The 18,226-nt window shown below is 50.3% G+C and carries 21 protein-coding genes and 1 tRNA gene; 3 read left to right on the forward strand and 19 right to left on the reverse strand.

The features are described from left to right. Positions 1 to 180 precede the first annotated feature (180 nt). The 4 genes from MNU25_RS20620 to MNU25_RS15040 form a co-directional block, all read right to left on the reverse strand. Positions 181 to 378, reverse strand: coding sequence for a HEPN domain-containing protein (locus MNU25_RS20620; RefSeq protein ID WP_372503556.1), 198 nt, complete (start codon positions 376 to 378; stop codon positions 181 to 183). Further along, complete coding sequence (locus tag MNU25_RS15030; RefSeq protein ID WP_240985809.1) at positions 368 to 691, reverse strand: nucleotidyltransferase domain-containing protein; 324 nt, start codon at positions 689 to 691, stop codon at positions 368 to 370. Before MNU25_RS15030 ends, MNU25_RS20620 begins: the two co-directional genes overlap by 11 nt. A 687-nt stretch (positions 692 to 1,378) precedes the next feature. After that, positions 1,379 to 2,551 (reverse strand): tyrosine-type recombinase/integrase, encoded by a 1,173-nt coding sequence (locus tag MNU25_RS15035; RefSeq protein ID WP_240985810.1) that lies wholly within the window; start codon positions 2,549 to 2,551, stop codon positions 1,379 to 1,381. A 42-nt stretch (positions 2,552 to 2,593) separates the two neighbouring features. Further along, a complete protein-coding gene (locus MNU25_RS15040) occupies positions 2,594 to 2,815 on the reverse strand; it encodes a helix-turn-helix domain-containing protein (RefSeq protein ID WP_240985811.1) in 222 nt (73 codons plus the stop codon). 236 nt (positions 2,816 to 3,051) lie between these two features. Here MNU25_RS15040 and MNU25_RS15045 point away from each other — a divergent pair, with 236 nt between their 5' ends. Then, positions 3,052 to 3,375 (forward strand): hypothetical protein, encoded by a 324-nt coding sequence (locus MNU25_RS15045; protein ID WP_240985812.1) that lies wholly within the window; start codon positions 3,052 to 3,054, stop codon positions 3,373 to 3,375. Positions 3,376 to 3,958: 583 nt separating this feature from the next. Here the strand turns inward: MNU25_RS15045 and MNU25_RS15050 are convergent. The 14 genes from MNU25_RS15050 to MNU25_RS15115 all read right to left on the reverse strand — a co-directional run bounded on the left by MNU25_RS15050 (position 3,959) and on the right by MNU25_RS15115 (position 15,654). Next, positions 3,959 to 4,579, reverse strand: a complete 621-nt coding sequence (locus MNU25_RS15050) for a hypothetical protein (protein WP_240985813.1) — start codon at positions 4,577 to 4,579, stop codon at positions 3,959 to 3,961. Positions 4,580 to 4,583: 4 nt separating this feature from the next. After that, positions 4,584 to 5,366, reverse strand: a complete 783-nt coding sequence (locus MNU25_RS15055) for a sigma-70 family RNA polymerase sigma factor (RefSeq protein ID WP_240985814.1) — start codon at positions 5,364 to 5,366, stop codon at positions 4,584 to 4,586. A gap of 4 nt (positions 5,367 to 5,370) precedes the next feature. Continuing rightward, positions 5,371 to 5,697 carry a hypothetical protein gene (locus MNU25_RS15060; RefSeq protein WP_240985815.1) on the reverse strand — a complete coding sequence of 109 codons (327 nt, stop codon included), beginning with the start codon at positions 5,695 to 5,697 and terminating at the stop codon, positions 5,371 to 5,373. Between the two features lie 681 nt (positions 5,698 to 6,378). Further along, positions 6,379 to 6,963: a recombinase family protein gene (locus MNU25_RS15065; RefSeq protein WP_240985816.1), complete on the reverse strand. Its 585-nt coding sequence runs from the start codon at positions 6,961 to 6,963 to the stop codon at positions 6,379 to 6,381. Between the two features lie 171 nt (positions 6,964 to 7,134). Next, on the reverse strand, positions 7,135 to 7,620 hold the full coding sequence (locus MNU25_RS15070; protein WP_240985817.1) for a hypothetical protein: 486 nt from the start codon (positions 7,618 to 7,620) through the stop codon (positions 7,135 to 7,137). Between the two features lie 536 nt (positions 7,621 to 8,156). Then, entirely contained in the window at positions 8,157 to 11,072 is a 2,916-nt protein-coding gene (locus tag MNU25_RS15075) for a glucosaminidase domain-containing protein (RefSeq protein WP_240985818.1), read from the reverse strand. Beyond that, on the reverse strand, positions 11,065 to 11,331 hold the full coding sequence (locus MNU25_RS15080; protein ID WP_240985819.1) for a hypothetical protein: 267 nt from the start codon (positions 11,329 to 11,331) through the stop codon (positions 11,065 to 11,067). Before MNU25_RS15080 ends, MNU25_RS15075 begins: the two co-directional genes overlap by 8 nt. A 195-nt stretch (positions 11,332 to 11,526) precedes the next feature. Beyond that, positions 11,527 to 11,823: a hypothetical protein gene (locus MNU25_RS15085; RefSeq protein WP_240985820.1), complete on the reverse strand. Its 297-nt coding sequence runs from the start codon at positions 11,821 to 11,823 to the stop codon at positions 11,527 to 11,529. A gap of 189 nt (positions 11,824 to 12,012) precedes the next feature. Next, positions 12,013 to 12,297 carry a hypothetical protein gene (locus tag MNU25_RS15090; protein WP_240985821.1) on the reverse strand — a complete coding sequence of 95 codons (285 nt, stop codon included), beginning with the start codon at positions 12,295 to 12,297 and terminating at the stop codon, positions 12,013 to 12,015. Between the two features lie 21 nt (positions 12,298 to 12,318). Then, positions 12,319 to 12,528 carry a YozE family protein gene (locus MNU25_RS15095; RefSeq protein ID WP_240985822.1) on the reverse strand — a complete coding sequence of 70 codons (210 nt, stop codon included), beginning with the start codon at positions 12,526 to 12,528 and terminating at the stop codon, positions 12,319 to 12,321. A 403-nt stretch (positions 12,529 to 12,931) separates the two neighbouring features. Then, entirely contained in the window at positions 12,932 to 13,228 is a 297-nt protein-coding gene (locus MNU25_RS15100) for a hypothetical protein (RefSeq protein ID WP_240985823.1), read from the reverse strand. Between the two features lie 195 nt (positions 13,229 to 13,423). Beyond that, a complete protein-coding gene (locus tag MNU25_RS15105; RefSeq protein WP_240985824.1) occupies positions 13,424 to 14,794 on the reverse strand; it encodes a DUF3987 domain-containing protein in 1,371 nt (456 codons plus the stop codon). Next, positions 14,781 to 15,368, reverse strand: coding sequence for a CHC2 zinc finger domain-containing protein (locus MNU25_RS15110; RefSeq protein WP_240985825.1), 588 nt, complete (start codon positions 15,366 to 15,368; stop codon positions 14,781 to 14,783). Before MNU25_RS15110 ends, MNU25_RS15105 begins: the two co-directional genes overlap by 14 nt. 64 nt (positions 15,369 to 15,432) lie before the next feature. Then, positions 15,433 to 15,654, reverse strand: a complete 222-nt coding sequence (locus MNU25_RS15115; protein WP_240985826.1) for a helix-turn-helix domain-containing protein — start codon at positions 15,652 to 15,654, stop codon at positions 15,433 to 15,435. A gap of 289 nt (positions 15,655 to 15,943) precedes the next feature. Between MNU25_RS15115 and MNU25_RS15120 the strand changes: the two genes are divergently transcribed. Beyond that, a complete protein-coding gene (locus MNU25_RS15120) occupies positions 15,944 to 17,068 on the forward strand; it encodes a hypothetical protein (protein WP_240985827.1) in 1,125 nt (374 codons plus the stop codon). 136 nt (positions 17,069 to 17,204) lie between these two features. Here MNU25_RS15120 and MNU25_RS15125 read toward each other — a convergent pair. Beyond that, positions 17,205 to 17,280, reverse strand: a tRNA-Ala gene (locus tag MNU25_RS15125). Between the two features lie 97 nt (positions 17,281 to 17,377). Between MNU25_RS15125 and MNU25_RS15130 the strand changes: the two genes are divergently transcribed. Then, a complete protein-coding gene (locus MNU25_RS15130) occupies positions 17,378 to 18,160 on the forward strand; it encodes a tetratricopeptide repeat protein (protein ID WP_240985828.1) in 783 nt (260 codons plus the stop codon). Positions 18,161 to 18,226: the final 66 nt, after the last annotated feature.

Raw genomic sequence — 18,226 nt, forward strand, 5'->3', positions numbered from 1 at the left:
AGATTCCATCTGCGGATAAACCCTTGACAACCGCTTGACTGCGCACAACGGCTGGAGGACTTCAATGTCAAGGGCGGGCGTAAGCCCGGCAAAGCGGACCCTTTACATTGAGAGGCCGGAAGTTGTAAACTCGGCCAAGCGGTTGTCAAGTGAGCTTATGCTAAGCCTTCTTGGACAAAATCATAAAACTATGAAATCACGAGAATAAGGGAGTAAGGCTCTAAAATTAGGGGGTTGCCCCGTCAAGAAGCCCTTTAGGGACTTTTCTGCAGCTTGTTGCGCATGAAAACAGGCCATGTTGTATTTGTTCTCTCTAAGAAGAATTTCACCACCATCTAGGTCATCCAGTGCGAATTCCAGCCAGTTGTTAGTGGACACTGTAGATCACCTTCCCTTTTTCTAGTACTTCTTTTTCAAAAAACAATCGACCTTTTATTACTTCAAATTCATCCGGGGTATAAACTAGAATATCGGTTCCAACGTTAGGCATGGTCAAGAGGACAACTTCTTCAAGCCTTTCATAAAAGTTTTTATCCGACTCTTTCACAACGATGAGGTCGATATCGCTAAAAGCGTGAACGTGGCCGTTCACTAGTGAACCGAAGAGAATTATCTTTTCGGGATGGTAGCTGTTAACGAGAACATCCAAGATACGAGATAGCTCCTGGTTCAGTTCCTCAAGTCTGTTCAAAAGTAGTCACTCCTTCCCGCATGGGACATTTGCTTGACTATTTCCCCCTCGCATGGATGGGGAAATTTTTGGGACTATGTTTCGCCCCCCCTATCCCCTTTTCCCGAACCCCTCCAGGACAATTTCTCCACAGCTCGTGCCTTTTCCTTCTCAGTCGGCTTCGTGTATACCTTATGACAAGCTTGTCACAAAATCTATTATGGTAAGCAAGTCATTATGGAAAGCAAAGATCAAAACACGTTGACTCTGTAGGATTTACCGTTGCCTTTCTTGTCATAACAATCGATACTTTTAGCAGATATCCCTCGTGCAGGGGAAGACAAGAGAAACGCTGTCAATGCCTCTACCTATGGATGTTGGTTGGGCTCCATTGTGGCGAATGCCTGCTTCACCAGCACCAGATAAAATAAATAGAAGCGGGCTTTCTTCAAACCCGCTTCCCATAAGGGCTATTTGGTGGAGGTAAGCGGGATCGAACCGCTGGCCTCTAGAGTGCGATTCTAGCGTGTTTGGTTTCTTCTATTCTCGTATAAACCCTGCAAGCCTTGTGTAGTAAGGGTTCTAGGTTCCCTAGAATGATTCTATTTTCCTTCTTTTACCGTCTAGTTGTGGTCATTTTCATCCCAATTGTGGTCAAAATTGTGGTCAACCTCCTTCAGGTAGAGGCCAAGTTTGCATGGGTAGAGGCTACTCGTTTATGAGGCTCGCCAACTTGTCAACGGCCCGCTTTTTATCCTCCAGTGTGGAATGAACGTAAGTTCCCAGCGTCGTCCGAATGTCTGCGTGTCCCAGTAATTCCTGCAAGTTTTTCGGGTTCTCCCTGGCCTGCGCAAGCATCGTTCCGAAGGTGTGCCTCAGAGTGTGAACTCGAATATCGTTACGCAGTTCCGCTTTTTCCAGAATTATTTTCAATTTTCGCAAGAACCACCGCGGGTCTACGGGCTTCCCATACCCGTTATCGAAAATATAACTATCTTCCGAGTGTTTTTGCCCCAACGCCAATTTCTGCTCAATCTGAGCGGCCCTGTGCGCCTTTAGGAGGGAGACAATTTCATTCGGCAATGGGATGTCCCGCACTCCAGCCTTGGTCTTAGGGGGTGACTCCACGATTTGAGTGCCCTTTCCTCCCGGCTTGCCAATTCGACCAATTGAGCGTTCAACATGAAGAACTCCGTCATTAAGGTTAGCATTTTTCCACCGCAAGGCTAGCAACTCGCCTTTTCTCAACCCTGTGTGCAAGTCAAGGACAAACATTGGATAGAAGGGATCGCCCTTGGCGGCCTTTAGAAATTTCTGTAACTCTTCTTGGTTAAACGGCTTTACCTCCCTAGCCTCCACCCTAGGCCTCTTGATCTGCTTTGAACTATCCGGGTTGTAAAGAATATGCTTTTCCTCTACCGCGTAGTCAAGGCAGCCACGAATGAGCAAATGCATCAAATTGATTGCGCTGCCGGATAGCCTTCCGGTTTTTTTATTGTAAAAATCCTGCAGCGTGTCAGTGTTCAATTTTTGAAGCTCAATACCCCCTAGCTCGGGCTTAATGTGGTTTTTGACATGTGAATGATAAAGCGAGTAAGTAGATTCCCTGATATTGGGTTTTACGTATCGATCAAGCCAAGCGGATAGGTAGTCCCCAAACAAAACTTTCTTGGGTTCCACATAAGTTCCCGTCCGCGTGGCCGTCAGATATTCGTCTCGCTTCGCCCTAGCCTCTGCCTGCGAGTGTCCGTAGAAGGTTTTGAATTTTTGTTTTCCTGTAAGGGGGTCGATCTCTGTTGGCACCCTTGCTTCCCAGCGTCCATCTGACCGCTCACGCAACATGCCTTCGCCGTTGGCTCTTTTCCTTGATTTCTTACTCATGGCTTACCCCTTTCCCGTCCTCCACAATGCCCCACAAGGCCCCTAGTGACTATCAGGGGCCTCATCAGGAATGTACTCCAATAGATCCCCCGGCTGACAGTCAAGCGTTTTGCAGATCTCGTTCAGGTGGTCAACCTCCAGTCGTTGAGTCGTTTCGTGATAGAGCTTTGAAACCGTACCAGGCCGAATGCCCGTTTTCATGGTCAAGGCTCTTTGTGTCATCTTGTGTTTGCCCAATAAGTCAGACAGCTTAATCTTAATCAAGTGAACACCTCCTTCTCTTGTTATTATACCATACATGAAATTTATTATGCAAATACTCTTGATATGGCACCTCTAAAGTATTATACTCGAAAGCAAGCAAGATTAGACAACTTATTTTAAAACACACCAGGATTAGTTATTTATTCCTAATTTTCACTAACCGGCTCAAGTTTGAGCGAGTTCTCCGATTTGAAATCGGGAAACCTTGCGAAACAGAAAACAAAGGAGGAAATCACATGAACGCTGCATCGGAACTTAAAGACACTTCAAGGGGCTTTCTCCCGGATCTTGGTGCTCCAATGGAAGCCGTCGTTACACAGTTTGTCAACGAAAGAGCGGGTGAAATTGCCGGTCGCGAGGCAACGAAAGATCCTAAATTTCGTGAGGTTCAGGCCAGGACCTCAGAGCTCTCGAAGAAGGTGCTATCCGCTGTAGGCAAGGAATTATACTTTGAATTTGAAAAATCCTCCGCCTACGAAAGGGTGCTGCTTGAAAACCACGTTTACAGGCAAGGCTTCATGGACGGTATGAAGTTCGTCATGGCAATGTCAGCCGAGTAACACCTTGCGGAACGGAAAGGCCGGGGATAGCCCCCGGTCTTTTGCTAATGTCAACAATACTGACGGCAGTTTCCTTGCGGAAAGGACTCAGGAAATTCTCCGACAAATCCGACCTGCCAACTGGGTTTTACTCAAAAATGAGTAAAAGTCTTCGCTCCGTTGCCTTAAGGGGACAGCAGTTGCGTATACCCCGTTGGGATTTCACAAGGTTTTTTTTCGGATTCATCAGGGGGCATGACAGAATTGACACTATTGACAGAATCACCCCCACTCTCCAATTGTGTCAATTTAGTCAATTGTGTCATGAGCCACAAGGGGGTAACTGTTGCGTACACCCCCCTAAGTCAAACTTAGCCAGCCCCTTTCAGTTATCCTCGACAGTGATGACGTAAGCCTGGATTACGTCACACTAATTTGACACGTGGGGTGAACTCGGGTTTGTGGATGTGACATCCATAAACTCAACCCTCTAGGAGCCTTCAGGAGCGTCTGCCGCTCCTTGACAGGGCAACTATAGGGGAAACCGCTTTGCGTGGCTCTACGGTGCTCGTAGTGCCCTTAGAGGACATACTATCTGCCAGCATCAAGTCAACACCTCCAAGCAGTCTTGAGCCGTGACTGTGGCGGACACGTTCACCTCAACTCGCCGCTCAGGAGTTGCGCTTTTTGCGAAGGAGTAGTGGGGTTCACCCTTGCGCCACCTCCGGAATATCTTGGCTGCCTCCTCCCGCTCAATCGTTTTCCACAAGCGCTTGCCCGGCCTGTAGCGCAGGACATAAGTCTTGTCGGGGTAAAGGTGGACCTCCAAGAGCTTGCTATCGCTAGCAACGGTTAGAATAGCGGCTTCTGCCCGCAGTTTGTCATCCACTCCCTCAAAGGTGGAAATGTGAACTGGCTCAAAGCTGAGCTCTTGACCCCCTAATTCAAGGATTCGCTCTCTAAGCCGTCTGTTTTCCTCTGTGAGCCTGCTAACCGTTAGCATAAGCTCTTCTATCGTTGGCTTGGGTTCAGGCTCAGGAAAGGGCAATTCCTTGCCTATGTGAGCGGAGTTCATCTTGCCTCCGGCACGCCAGAAGGCCTGCCAATACTGATTTCCTTGAGGGGTCTCCTTTAAGCAAAAGATTGCATTCGGGGGGATGACCCGGCCCCTGTAGGAATAAGGTTCGCCAAGGTGGAATGTCCGAACTGTTTTCCACGCGCCCATGAGATCACTCCTTGCTATCTGTTAGCAGGAGTATACCACGCGGGTGAGACCGTTTCAATCGTTCCCGCTCAAGAACCGTGTCTTCTACGGCTGATGACCAAGAACTCCCGAAGGCAGCGACCCCCTTATGCCGATAAAACCGCGTCTGGTCATCAATACGGCGTTCCCACAGAAGGCGGATCATGTAGTCATTACGGATCCTGCGCAGGGCTTCACGCGCCCTGGAACGCGCTTCCCTTACAGAGATCCGGTGTCGTTCCGCTATAGCCGGAAGGCTCAAGTTGAGTACATACCGCTCCTTGAAGATTTCCCCGTTGAGCGGGCTCAATATCTTCACCCGGTCTAAGACAGTCCCAGCCTCTTCGCGCTGCGCCATCTTGTCAATCAGGTCATCATAAAGCCGCAATGTGCTATCGTCCGGCAGCGAATCGGATAAAGTTAACTCATCGTCAGGCTTGAGCGGCTGATCCAGAGACACTGCGCCTGCAATGAGATCTCTTTTTCCGTGGCTTCGGATCCCAAGGACCTCCCTGGCCGCGTTTTTGAAGTGATTGGTCAGGTAGGTGGTAAATGAAAAGCCGGAGGTGGGATCAAAGTCCGCAACCGCCTTCATCGTTGCGATAAAGCCGGCTTGTTCAAAATCACTGAGCTCCAGGAGAGAACTTCCGTCCCGTGGCAAACATCGAAAACTCAGCTTGACAATTAACTTACGGACCTGCCCCCATAAGGTAGGGATGAGATCTTTCTCGGCCGCCTGGATTCGCTCAGCTAGTTCCTCGTTGGTCATCCGGTCACTCCCTCCGCGTTTCAAGTGGTGATGCTCCCTTTATATCTGTATTCTCTGCTACGTGATCTCTGTAAGTAGTCTCTGGTATTGCTTTTCTGTTTTGTGTGGTTTGATTTTCTAAAACAGAATATCCATTTTCTAAAACAGAAAATGGGGAAACATCGGCCTTGTAGCCCTCTAACGTGGCTCCCTTTATATCTGGATAATTTCTGTCCGTAGGTTGTGGGGTAGTTTCTGTTATAGATTCGTTGATTTCGCAGTTTTCTTTTGTTGATTTCGCAAATTCGTTTTGTTGAAATTCAAATAACCGATGAATAAGGGCTTCGCGCACTGAGCCGACAACTGGGCTGAGCGGAATTCTCCGCTGAGTAAAGGCCAAAGTTGACCTTAAGCAATACCTAGGGTCACGCGGCAGGGATGAAGAAATCAACGGATCCAAAATTGGGTTGGTCGACAAGGGGGGCCGGTATGGGTGGTCTTTTTGCGGTCTTTTTTTTTGGTTCTTCTGTGGTTACTGAATCCCCGAAGAGCCTGCCCCCCCCGCGGGCTGAGGGTGGTCTTTTTGTGGTCTTTTTTTTTTGCGTGGCCAGTGGTCTTTTTGTGGTCTTTTTGCCGTGTCAAAAATGAAAAGTCAAAAATGGCATCAAACCCTTATGCAGCAACGCTTTCGAGGATCGGCCTAAACGCCAGTTTATAAGTAATGTTTTCGGGTCCTTGCTCAAGTAGACATTTGGGGGCACCCCCTTTAAGAGATCGAAGTAAGGGCTTTCGATAAAGAAATCTTGAGAACGGAATTCTCCGTTTTCCAAAAATTAGGGTTCGTCTCTTTAGAAAAATCTGTAAAAAAATTTTAGGATGTCAAAATTGATCGCGATATATCGGCAGGCAATGTTTGATAGGGGGAGGGGGTTTTACCCCGATCGGCATGTCGAAGGGGGAGGGGTACGGGGGTATGGTAGGCCATGAGCACAAAGAAAAGGCACCCTGTCTGTCAGAGTGCCTTCGCCATATTCTATTTCCCTTGAGGTAAACCGTTGCCTTCCGCTTCGCAGTCTTTCACCAGCTTGTAAAACGTGTTTCGCTTTAAGCCCAGAAGCTCCATTGCCTTGGTGCCCGTTAGCTCCCGGGTCTTGTACTTTCCGTATACCTCTGCCCAGTTAGCGGGATAGTCTATCTCTTTTCTACCCAAGTATTTACCCTCCCTTTTTGCGATCGCAATGCCTTCCCGCTGCCGCTCTAACATGTTCGTCCGCTCGAATTCATTGATAGCGCCGATCATGGTCAGCATGAGCTTGCCCGTTGGCGTGCTACTATCGACATTCTCCTTGCTGCTCACCAGGTGTATACCCTTGGTTTGCAGCTGCTCAACTATGTTCAGCAAATCCTTTGTGCTTCGAGCTAGGCGGTCAAAGCTGTGCACGTGAATCACATCACCTTCCCGCGCGAAATCAACCATAGCCTTGAGCATTGGCCTGTTTGCATCCTTACCGGAAGCCTTTTCGACGAACCATTTCTCGATACCGTATCTCTTGAGCCCCTCAAGCTGCCGCGCTTCATTTTGTTCGATAGTGCTAACTCTTGCGTATCCAATATTCATTTCAGCGTCCCCCTTGACCTAAACTCCTTATCTCTATTTTAAACACTAGTTTGTTTAGAGTCAAGGGTTTCTGAAAACAATTGTTTATTTATTTCATATTCAATTTTAGATAAACAGGTTTTGGGGGTGGTATGGCTGTTTGATATAGGCATGGGCTAAACAAACACTTCTTCATTCGCTTTCGGTTTCTTCACCGTTGCCCCCGGCTGCCTTTTGCGCCTGAGCATCCCTCAATTGCCGAAGAGTTTGGTACTCGCCTGCCACGGGTTGTGTAACCCTCTGGGCAACTGAAATGTCATTCCGGACTCGATCCTGATATTTTTCGGGTTTCGCTCCCTTTAGGAGAAAAATTAACAACGTGTCGCTAAATTCCTGTACTACACCACACTGCTTGCCTTGATAAAATACGGGTTTCTCCACGCCCGTAAGGGCTCTGCGCCGCGCCTCCTTCTCCAACGCGTCTATGGCCTTTTCCTCAGCCTCTGCGAACTGCTTTGCGTATTCCGGATCTTCCGCCATCCACTCATAGTGGGTTGACCGCCCAACCCCGGCTACGAGTGCCGCCTGAGTAATGTTTCCGCATTCCGAGTAAACCTGTAGGAATTGTTGCCTTTTTAATCGTCTTCCCACGTCCGTCAGTTCGAGTTTCGTTGTCATCTTCAAACACTCCTTCGCTAACTGCTAGCTTTGCCCTCTAAGGCCTCCAGGAGCCTCTCTGAGCCCCTTTGGTCTAGCCCCTAGGCAATCATACCAGGTCCATGGGTTTACCCCCTAAAACTGCCTCTCCTGAAGCACTCCAGGACCCTAGAGAGCGAATCAATGACCGTCACCGGAGTACACTCACCTCTCTTTACCTGGGCATACGTCTGGGCATACGCCTGGGCGTGGGGATGCTAGTACGTTGCCTATTCCAATGCCCCCTTAAGCCCTAATTTGTTTCCGCATTCCCCCTTCCCCGCCATTACTTTTTCTTCCCTCACTGTGATGTCCTCGTGGCGCGGACTGTCGCCAATTGTTTCATCGAATAAATCGGGGGTCCCCTCATAAAAGAAGAGACCCCTTACCCAAGGGCTCCCTTACTTTGCCGCCAAAACCAGGCAAATAAAAACGATGTCAAGACCAAGCATCGCCAGTGTCGACACTTGCAGCCAATGTTCGCGAAAACTTTTCAGCACGAACTCCCACCTCCCTTTTTACGCACGTACCAAGCCTGAACGTGGTACCTGCCATGTTGAATCAAGACCTGACGGCCCTGCTTTTATCGCCGCCGCCAACTTGTGAATACTCTGGTCGTCCAATGTGGTGTGCGTCTTGATCACGCTGTTGACCGCTCCCGCAACTGTGCTCCCATAGTTTGGATCCGCAGCATAGCCTTCTCTGTGCAGGAGGTCAAAGACATCCCGCGCACTGGCTCCGCTCATGGCCGCGTTTCGAGCTCCGGTGTATCGAGAACTGTTGATCGTATTGGAATAGGCCCGCACAAACTCATTCAAAGACCCAAACCCTGCGTATTTGCTATCCGGTCCTGCACTCAGCCCCCCGAAGGGCTTGATTCCTGCAAAGTTCAGGTTCTGTCTCGCGGCAGCTGATGTTCCCCATCCGCTTTCTTCTCCCCATTGTCCCAGAATGTAGCTTGCGGGAAGTCCTGTCCTCTGGGAAGCTTGCTGCGCATAGGGGCTCATCTTTGACACGAAATCTTTGCTGCTCCCGCTCAGGGACATTCCTGAGCCGCCTGAATCGCGGTACATCAGTTGCTGTAGGCCACCACCCATGCCCCCGCCAGGCGTGCGCATCCAACTAAAGGCATTGTTCGCGCCCGAAAAGCTCATCATGGTCTGCACAATACCCGGCGAATACTGCGCTCCCCCAGGTGTGACGAAAGACGTTGGGCCGATAACGCCGCCTCTAAGTTCAGCATCGTGAAGAGCGCTGTTTGCAGGAGGGGTGGCACCTCCTCCAATGACCCCACCCCGTTTTTCAGCGTTATATAGATCACTTTTTGAAGGAGCACTCTGTTTGCTTGGCTTTGTGGCATTTCCCACAATTTTGTTTGCGATGTCTGCGATATGCCCGCCTGCCGTGTTGAGCGTCTTTTGAATCTCCGCCACAATGGATTCAAGCTTTTCCGAAGTCGTTAGGGGTTTGTAGTTTGAGCTCAAAATATCCTGTGCCAGCATTTTCTTTTGATCTGCCAAGGATGCGCTTCTGAGAGCTTTTTGCTGCGTAAGACCAAGTCTACCGCCCCCGGCTTCCCACTGCTTTTCCACGGCTTGGAGTTGCCCCGCTGAATGGGCGCTGTTTAGCTGTCCCAGCAGCCCCAGCTTGCCCATGTCGATGTTTTTCATCTGTCCCGATGTAATGCCCAGGTTATTTTTAAGCCCCGCTACGCCCGGACCTCCGGGTCCAAAGAGGGAAAGCATTGCTCCGGATTGGGGCATGGAAAGTCCATACATCTGCTGCAAGGCGTACTCTTCAACCCCCGCCGCTTGGTTGCCGGGCGCATAGCCGCTCTTCGCATTGCCGAGCTTAGGAGTCCCCCAAGTCCTTACACTTTCCCCGATTACCGCCTCAAGGGACGTTTTGCCGTTAGGGAGAACATAATTGGGCCCCATTTCTTTTGCGTGTAGATATTGCCAATAATTGCTAACCCCAGAGTTGGCAAAAGCCTCATAATTGACGAGTTGCCCCGCACCACCCATACCGGGGTTCGCGATCCCGCTACTCAAGCTGCCGAGGATTGAGGCACTCCCCGCTCCTTGCATAGACCGTGGCAGGTTCGCATTCATGGCGGTCATAATCCCCAGTAAGGTGCTGGGATTGCTCGTAACGCTCGTGGATTGAATGGCTTGTGTTGCGCTCAGGACCGCCTGCATAAGCTCCGACATACGACCGCTCATGCCGCTCTGAGACGCACTGTTCGCCAAGCTCCACCCGAATTGGCCCATATTCATCGCGGAGCCCGGACCCGTTGTAATGCCCAGCTGCGCGGCCCCTGCAAAGCCCTGAGACGCAGCGCTGCTTGAGATCCCATAAGCACGGGAGAACCCCGCGACCTGGCTCACTTTAGTTCCCATTTGCCCCAAAGCTAAGCTGCCATAGGCGGGGCCTAGGGCATTCGCAATGGCCGCACTCTGTGAAGCCGCATAACCAAAAGCTGCCCCCGCACCGAGGACCGTATTCTGTAGCTTACTTAATCCGTCGTGTGTCGCGAGAATCTGTTTCGTGAGTCCGCTGAGGGCATCCGCTGACTTCATATAGCTGGAAACGGAGGCAACGCCCAGCCCAATCGCCGCTGTGGCTATGCCGCCAAGGGCCAGACCGCCAATACCCATGCCGCCGACAGCGGCTCCCAAAGCCGCGCCAATGCCCCTAGAAGGGAGTACGGCCTTCATGGCATTGCCCATGGCGCCGCCGCCGTTATTGCTTGGACGAGGTGGGATAGGAGGCGGTGGGGGAGGCGTAGGCACTGGGACCATATTGGATTCTGCGGCATAACTTTCGTGGAAATTCTGAGGAGCTCTTTCGTCTCCGCCTACCCATGCCCGGTTATACTCATGCCATGTATTGTACATTTCGCTGCCGGGGGGCAAGTTCTTCCCGGCTGACAAGAAGAAATCCTTGTAGTATTCGGGTGTGTATTTTTCCTTGTTGCGGTATTGATTCAACACGGATTGCGGTGTGGGAATTGTCCCAGGCTTAGGCACAAACTTTTGAGGCTTGGGTACTCGCCCGTTGCTAACAGAAGTGCCGGCGCTTGAGCCACCACCCATCATTGCGTTGACAATGGGCATGTTTTGCTCCATCCACTCTCCTACCTCAACCCCCGAGGGCTGGGAAGGAGCCGTAGGCCGGGTCCCTGATTTCCCTATAATCGCTTGTGCGCCAGTAGTGGAATTCACGAGACGCTCCTGAATTTCCCGGATACGCTGTTTTGCCCTTTCGGTAAACGTCTGAGGAGTTGCCCCTGGGGTCCCGCCCCCGCTAGGAGAAGGGATACCTTGCTTAGCAATCTCCTGGGCCAAGTTGCGGATTTCAATGAGCCCCTGCTTAACCGCGTTGACACCGGATAGGTCCGCCGATGTTTGCAAGTGGATATTGCTGTCAGGCATCGAGTCGCCCTCCCCTCATTTCAACCTCCACGGCTGCGGCCGCTTGTTGTGAATTCAACATCATGGCATCCAGCGAAAGGTAGGTGTCCGACAGCGGAACCCCAAGTAAATCCCCCCCGCGCATCGCAAATTCAAGCGCTTCGTTCAGGGTAGAAAATTCTTGAGAAATTGCCGGAGTGCCTTCCCGGGTGATGGTCACGATGTACGCGCCCTGTAAGGCCCTCACGGAAATGAAACTTGGCCCTTCCGTACTAACCATTTAAAACAACTCCTTTTTAGGTATTAATGTTCGCTATCAGCTAGCTCTCATAGCATTTCTCGTTGCGGTCGGCCCCCTCCCTAGATTCGCCGTACAAGCTTCTGGATCGCTTACTCTATAGCGTTTTCGAGCACCTATCTCTGTGCCCCGGTATAATCCTACCCCCTGGGCAAGATAGGGTTCGTTTGTGCCTGCCTACGAAGCAGTGAAACGCTTCCTAATCGCTGCCTTTTCTTCCGGACTCAAGTTCGACTCGTGATAGGGCTTTACACCTAACCTGATAGCATTCCGCGAAGGCTTCACGATGACATCATATGAATCTATCTCGAAGTACCAGCCGGCTGTCTCTCCGCCGCCCTCCGTTGTCTTTAAAGGCACCAGGCCGCCTTTGATTAACTTGTCTGCCACCCTTCGGGACGCGGTGTATAGCTCAGCCACGCGATCTTCCTCATCAAAGCGGATAACTGTCTCTCGTTCTGCCGGTGTCAACAAAATGACCACTCCTCCCAAAATTTCAGTGTTTTACAAAAACCTGCCTAGTGCGCGCAACCTCCCGCTCATGCCGTGAGAATGCCTTGCCCCGTCTCAGGGCCGTTGCCCATAAGTCGGGACGCCCCCTTAGAAGCTCCATGAACTCAGACTCTGTCATCGCCAGTCGTTGTTTCGGCAGCTTAATCTCGATCATCGGATGACCACCTTCTCCCCATAAAAGCCGGGCGAATACCGTAGCTCAAAATCCCCCCGCAGGATGTCTGCCGTGCCGATTGAACCGTCTGGACGCTGTTCCCAATCAATCTCAAAGATCATGAGCCTGGCAAAAATCTCCGAGTGCATTCGCTCTAACACCTCCAGCTGCCAAGCATGATCCTTCACCTCTTCCAGCGAAGCGGTTTCTTGCCACTTACGCGCAGCTTGAATTCGCCGCCGAATGTCACTCAACGCGGCTAGCCAAATTGCAGACTCCAACTCAGAACCCCCTCCGCTGCCCTAATTCATAAAGGCCCATGCCTGACTGAATGTCTCCATCGCCGCATCGCAAACCCCTCTGCTGCGCAGATAGCCCAGAATGACGGACTCGTCTATGGCCCTTCCAGGGAAACGGGCATCACTTTTTACATCTCTGGCCAAATCCCCAACCGCGCCATCTGACTTCGCGTAATTTGAAACAATCCACTCCCGGAAATACTTAAGCTTCAAAATCAACACCCCCTTCCGACTTAATGCGCACTTAATGCGCAGGGTACGCAAGACCGCAAAGCCTTACTACAGGCCTTTTTGCGCTTAATACGCTTTTTGCGCAGATCGTTTCTTACAAACCCCAGGTTGCACGGGAAACAGGTCACACTCCGGCCAAAAAACACAATGGCCCACCTCTAAGCACTCAGAACGGGCATTCTGCCTAGATAATATTTCGAGTAAAATAATATTTGTATTCCGTACTATTTGAGAGTTGAGTTCTCCTATAGGGAGAGACCCCCTGTGTGACTCCATCTGTATTTTTCCCTCACTACTCCATAGCCAGGTCCCCCTCTCCTCAACCTGGCGAATAACTCTCTGTGCTGTCTCCATACCCTCCTTACGGGGGATTGACTTTGCTACGTCAAAAATGTTCATCCAGCTTGAATCCCTCCATTCGCTCATCTAGCGTCGTGCCGTGGACCCCTAACTCATTCAAAATCGCATTGATTTCCGCAAGGATTTTTTGAAATTCAGGCATCCACCTTTGAGCTTCCTCATCCGTTCGCTTTGGATCATCTAGCCACTGCTCACCCTTTATCTCACGCGCTAGGAGTTCGTTATATCGCCGCTTCAATTCAAACAGCCTTGCCGCGTTGTAAACCTTCACTGGGCTCTTACCACGAGGGGGAATGTTTTTAGCCAGATCAAGGACACCCAATCATGACACCTCCTAGAAAAAACTAAATATAATCTGCGCAAAAAGCGTATTTGGCGCAAAAAGGCTCTGGGAGCGGGTTTCAGCTGCGCATTAAGTCGCGCATTAAGTGCGCATTAAGTCGGTACCCATTGCCCGCGATACTTTTTGCGCATTAATGCGCACGCCCGAATAACCCGCAAACCCGCGTGGGAGGCCTTATTGCGCTTTTTGCGCTTTTTGCGCAACTGATTTCCAAGTTTTCACCGGCCTGCCGGTCGTCCTCCTGGTTTCTTCCAGCGCGACCCTTCCTTGAGCCAGCAACGTTTTCAATGCGCCAGCAATTTTTCCGCTTGACGTGTGCTTTTGGAAATTGATGTAAACTTCCGTTTGTGTTTTTGGGCCCTCCTGTAGGAGGTCGAGAATCTTTTGTTGTAGACCATCCTCCGCCCGCTCACCGAAGACGAACCTTGCCGACTGGCTGCAATACTCCCAAAGTGCCGTAGCTGCCAGCAAGTGCTCTCGCTGAATCACGTCGGATTGATCCAGCAAAGCGTAAATCAACGCCAAACGCATGACCTGCGCTTCGCTCCGGGCGGTTACGGCCCCGAGAAGGCCACTCGCTCCCTGCGCCAGCTCCGAATAGACGATCTGCCACATGTGCTGGGAGTCCTCATCTCGCTTTACCTCGTGGGTGTTTCGGGCTGACACAACGGCTGACCGGACTCGCTCTGCCAAGTCACGAAGTATGTCGTCCTCTAGAGGGCAAGCGTCCGGAAGTAACTTTGACCGTCGGACGCACACCCATAAAAATCGATTAGAAAAACCATTGAAGTTTTCAGTCTCGCTTAATGTCCTTGTCAGTTCGTCGCGCGTGATGTGCCCAACGACGGAAACGTGTGCGCCCGTTGCCCTCGCAGGGGAATTCTTGGTCAACACCTGCAACGTCTCCCCGTCCCATGCCCGACGTACTACGGGGGAGAGCGTGTTTCCCTGACGACTCATGACCTTGAGCATACTGGCGAATTCACCCTCAATAACAAGGATTCGCTTGTCAGAGACGCCGGGATCTGTGATTACATCTTGGTAGTCAATGACAACCCCCTTTTCCTTACGGGGTTGTTGCTCGATAATGGGATCGCGGACAGCCCAGATTAGCCCCTCCCCTGTGGACAGACCCGAGGGGGTTTTGTATTTTGCCCATTCCGGCTCAATCTTGGCAAATAGATCGCGAACCCATCCCCACGATGATCCTTTTCGACCTTTAGCGGATTCGCCAACCAAAACGGCGAACAGGTTCGTGTAGTGTTTGTCTGCGCCAGCTTGGAAATATGGACCCCGACCAACAATGTTTCCGAACCCAATCAAGAAATTCACAAGGAGCGCCGCCTTGTCACTTTCAGAATGAGGCAAGATGTTCGCCACAACTTCTCCCGCTAACCCATGTAGTGCCTCCCGCGGCAGAACCGGCCACTCCGGAATAAGGGGAAAGGCCGACTCGCAAACCCTTTCCGCTACCTCACGCGCTTCCTGCTCCTGTCTTGCTTTTACCAGTTCCTGCGCCTTCGCTAAGTTTTCAATAAGTCCCATAAGTTCCACCACCATCCAGAAGGATAAAAATTTTGCCATCGTCTTCCGTGATAATGGCATCAATCAGGTGTTCTAAGTTAATTAACAATTCCATCGTTTCATCGTCCACTGTTTCAGGCTTAATCATCTGCAAAAGGTTGTCGCGCATGTCGCAGGCCATCCGGAAGAGCGAATCTACACCCTGCTTCCACGCGCGTTCCAGCTCTCGCCGCTCCTGCCGCTCCCGAATCTCAGCCCGTTGCTCTCGGCTCAAGGGTTTGTCCCGCTCGACCGCAAGGCCGAAGTCTGAGGCAATCAGCCGGGCGGCTTCAAGGGCCGTCAGTCCGTAGAGCTTAGCGACGAAGTCAACCCCATCCCCGCTTGTTCCGCAGCCAAAACAGTGGAAACGATCCCCTTTAAAGGATAACGAAGGGTTTTTGTCCTCGTGGAATGGGCAGACCACCCAGAGCTTCCCGGCCCGAAGCGTGAGTGGGTTCGGGGAATAGCGTTTAAAGATTTCCCTAAGAGGAATCTCGCGGATAAGCTTGAAAACATCTTGATTTCCTGATATGATTCCCATATAGGAATTACTCAAATTGTCACCTCGATTCTCCCCCGGCCTGCGCAGCCGGGGTTTTTGTTTTTATAGGAAACCCGAATCAGCAGGCGATAGTGTCTTTTTGACCTTGCCTTTCAAGCCATGCAACGAATGCCTTTTTGGCCACCAAATGTTTTTTGCCAATTTTGAAGCCAGGGAAATCCGCTCTCTTAAAGAGCTCATAACCTGTCGCCAATTGACTATTTAATATTCGAGCGATTTCGCGGGGCCCAAGTATATCAGGTGCATTTTCGATAAGAAGTGGATTTTTTGCAGTAATCATAAATGTAAAATACCTCCTCTTGAGTTTACATCCCTTTTTTACTTCAACTGTCTCTTCCGTGTCGTTTCCGGCGCGCTCGCTTGCTGGCTCACTTCATCCTACTTTAATCGACGGAATTGCACCGTCCCTCGTGGCCTCGTCAAGGTCTTGGCTCGCGTATCCTTCGGTCACAGTGACGTTATGTTGTTTTCAAAGAGCGAGTTGTCAAGGAACGGTTGTTGCTGAATTTGCCTTGTTTTTTCTCGTTTGATATCGTATAATTAAAGAATAATATAGGGGGTGTACAGGGGTGTACAATGTAGACATAGAGACACGACCAAAATTGCGACCATCCAAACTAAAACTTACCCCACGCAATAATGTAGAATTTTGGTTGGAGTGGGACCCTTCCCCTGGGGGGAAATTTATCCCCCAAGGAGAATTACTTCAGTTCGAGAAAGATTTTCGGATACTCATAAAAGCTGCCAGTTTGTTGCAATACCCTCCGTCTCGCGCTAAAGAGTTTTTGCAAGGGAATGAATACGACCTGTTCCAAAAAGTAAATGGCAATGGCCTCAATAACCCGGAAAGCCCGCTACTGCATTTTTGGGAACGGTACGGGCCACCCTTTCAGGTAAAAGGAAACCGCATGCCCCTCAGTTCCCTAATTGGGACAGCCCAATGGGTTCAGGAAATTTTAGACATTTACCAACGCATAACCGCACCGGAACGAGCAATGCCGCCAGCCGTTGGATTATTACGGGATGATTTCATGGCAACAGCCTTCGCCTATGAAGCAGAACACCGGGATAAAATTCCTAAGTATTGGATCAAGGTGTATACCGCTTTCTTCACTGAAATGCCCCAAACCCAATGGATACCCTCTGATAAGTTCCCCCGTCCAAGAGTAAAAGGTTCTGAAGAGTATTGGTCAAAACTCCCTTTTGTGCTACCTCATCCCCCTTGTGAAATGCGAACCCCATCGAGGGAGGATCTTAAAGAATGGCAACGCAAGAACCTAATTTTTAACATTACCCATTATTTGTCAAAGCAAAGGGTGTCTTTCACTGTGGGGAAATCGCTTCAACTCAAAGGGTATTTGACCGATCTTTTGTCTTGCTTTCTTTTAAACACACTGGAAACAATAGAGGGATTGAAACCCAAAAGACTTTGTGAGTGTGGTTGTGGTGAATCGGTGTATGGTTCAGGAAAATTTGTTAACCGCAGGCACTACGAGAAAGCAAGAGATTCTCGCCCTGATAGAAAAATAAAGTCTGGGCTCCGTACTAAGAAAATTAGGTTGGAGATTACTGAACAGCAACATAGGGAGCTGTGTAAGGAGGTAGATGATCTATTTAAGAATAATAATTCTGAGCAGTACATCCGAGAGAAGATCGAATTACAGTTGAGAGACATAAAAAGAGCCGGGAAATAACTCCCGGCTTTCGCCTTGCCCTGTCTATTCCTTTTTGAGCTCGTCCCCGTTGTGGTCAAATTTAGTGGTCAAAATGCTTCATATGTAAAATAAAGGAAGCGGGCTTTCTTCAAACCCGCTTCCCATAAGGGCTATTTGGTGGAGGTAAGCGGGATCGAACCGCTGGCCTCTAGAGTGCGATTCTAGCGCTCTCCCAGCTGAGCTATACCCCCAAACAAAATCTATTATAACGCAACTCACGAGAATTGCAAGACCCAATCCGGTTCTAACTCCCCCAACTTGATCGTAGACATTAGTGGGGGGGATCTCATGAAAAACACACCACTCGACCCGGAAGTTTTCTATGTCCAGAAACTCTATTACTTTTTCTTTCTTATCACTTTGTCCTTCATGACTGGGCTGATCTGCGGCTGGCGTTTTGGCTGGAAGGCAGGGGTTTTGGCTTTCTTAGTTGGTCTTGTCCTTTCTTATCTGGCCATGCTGTTCAAGAAATCTTTCGCGCTGCCGGACAGGAAGATCGTCGCCAAGCGTATGGCCAAGGAAATCTCCCAGGCTGCCAGCCCTTTGGTGATCGCCCGCTTCGCCAGTCAACTTTACTATTACCTAAAAGAAAAGGACAGAGCGATCTCCTTGCTGGAACAATTTTTGCCCAGTTCCGATCCCTTGGTCTGTGCCACCCTGGCGGAGATTCATCTCAGGGAGGGAAAAAGCCGCAAAGCCCTGTCGGTCCTGCACGACAACCCTTATGCCCTGGCCAATCCGCTGTTACTCGCCACCCAAGCTCACATCCTGCGTCAGAACGGCAAGACTGCGGAAGCTGTCAAACTTTATGAACGTTCTCTCCGCCTGGCGAAAGGCGCCGGATTTCCGCACAACGGCGCCCATAGACTGACTCAGGCTCTCTTGACAATAAGTTATACGGCGAGTATTCATCACGCCCTGGCCGACTGCTTCCTGGAACTGAAAGATACCGCCGCAGCCAAAAAGCATTATCGAGCCGGAAACCGCCTCTTGGTCGATATTTCCCTCTGGCGTTCCTCAAAGCCCAGGTTATCGCGCCTTTCCGCGAAATCCTTTACAAAATCCAGCTAATCCCCTATTCTTTTCTCTATTTTCCCCGTTCTAAGTTCCCTATTCCAACAAAATTCATTGCGTCTT

This window comes from Acididesulfobacillus acetoxydans (genome assembly GCF_902729405.1).
GTDB lineage: Bacteria > Bacillota > Desulfitobacteriia > Desulfitobacteriales > Desulfitobacteriaceae > Acididesulfobacillus > Acididesulfobacillus acetoxydans.

Coding starts and splice junctions, on each gene's coding strand:
- MNU25_RS15080 (WP_240985819.1), bottom strand. CDS start 11,331: ATGGTTAGTACGGAAGGGCCAAGTTTCATTTCCGTGAGGGCCTTACAG.
- MNU25_RS15065 (WP_240985816.1), bottom strand. CDS start 6,963: ATGAATATTGGATACGCAAGAGTTAGCACTATCGAACAAAATGAAGCG.
- MNU25_RS15130 (WP_240985828.1), top strand. CDS start 17,378: ATGAAAAACACACCACTCGACCCGGAAGTTTTCTATGTCCAGAAACTC.
- MNU25_RS15035 (WP_240985810.1), bottom strand. CDS start 2,551: ATGAGTAAGAAATCAAGGAAAAGAGCCAACGGCGAAGGCATGTTGCGT.
- MNU25_RS15045 (WP_240985812.1), top strand. CDS start 3,052: ATGAACGCTGCATCGGAACTTAAAGACACTTCAAGGGGCTTTCTCCCG.
- MNU25_RS15050 (WP_240985813.1), bottom strand. CDS start 4,579: ATGGGCGCGTGGAAAACAGTTCGGACATTCCACCTTGGCGAACCTTAT.
- MNU25_RS15075 (WP_240985818.1), bottom strand. CDS start 11,072: ATGCCTGACAGCAATATCCACTTGCAAACATCGGCGGACCTATCCGGT.
- MNU25_RS15105 (WP_240985824.1), bottom strand. CDS start 14,794: ATGGGACTTATTGAAAACTTAGCGAAGGCGCAGGAACTGGTAAAAGCA.
- MNU25_RS15055 (WP_240985814.1), bottom strand. CDS start 5,366: ATGACCAACGAGGAACTAGCTGAGCGAATCCAGGCGGCCGAGAAAGAT.
- MNU25_RS15070 (WP_240985817.1), bottom strand. CDS start 7,620: ATGACAACGAAACTCGAACTGACGGACGTGGGAAGACGATTAAAAAGG.
- MNU25_RS15115 (WP_240985826.1), bottom strand. CDS start 15,654: ATGATTACTGCAAAAAATCCACTTCTTATCGAAAATGCACCTGATATA.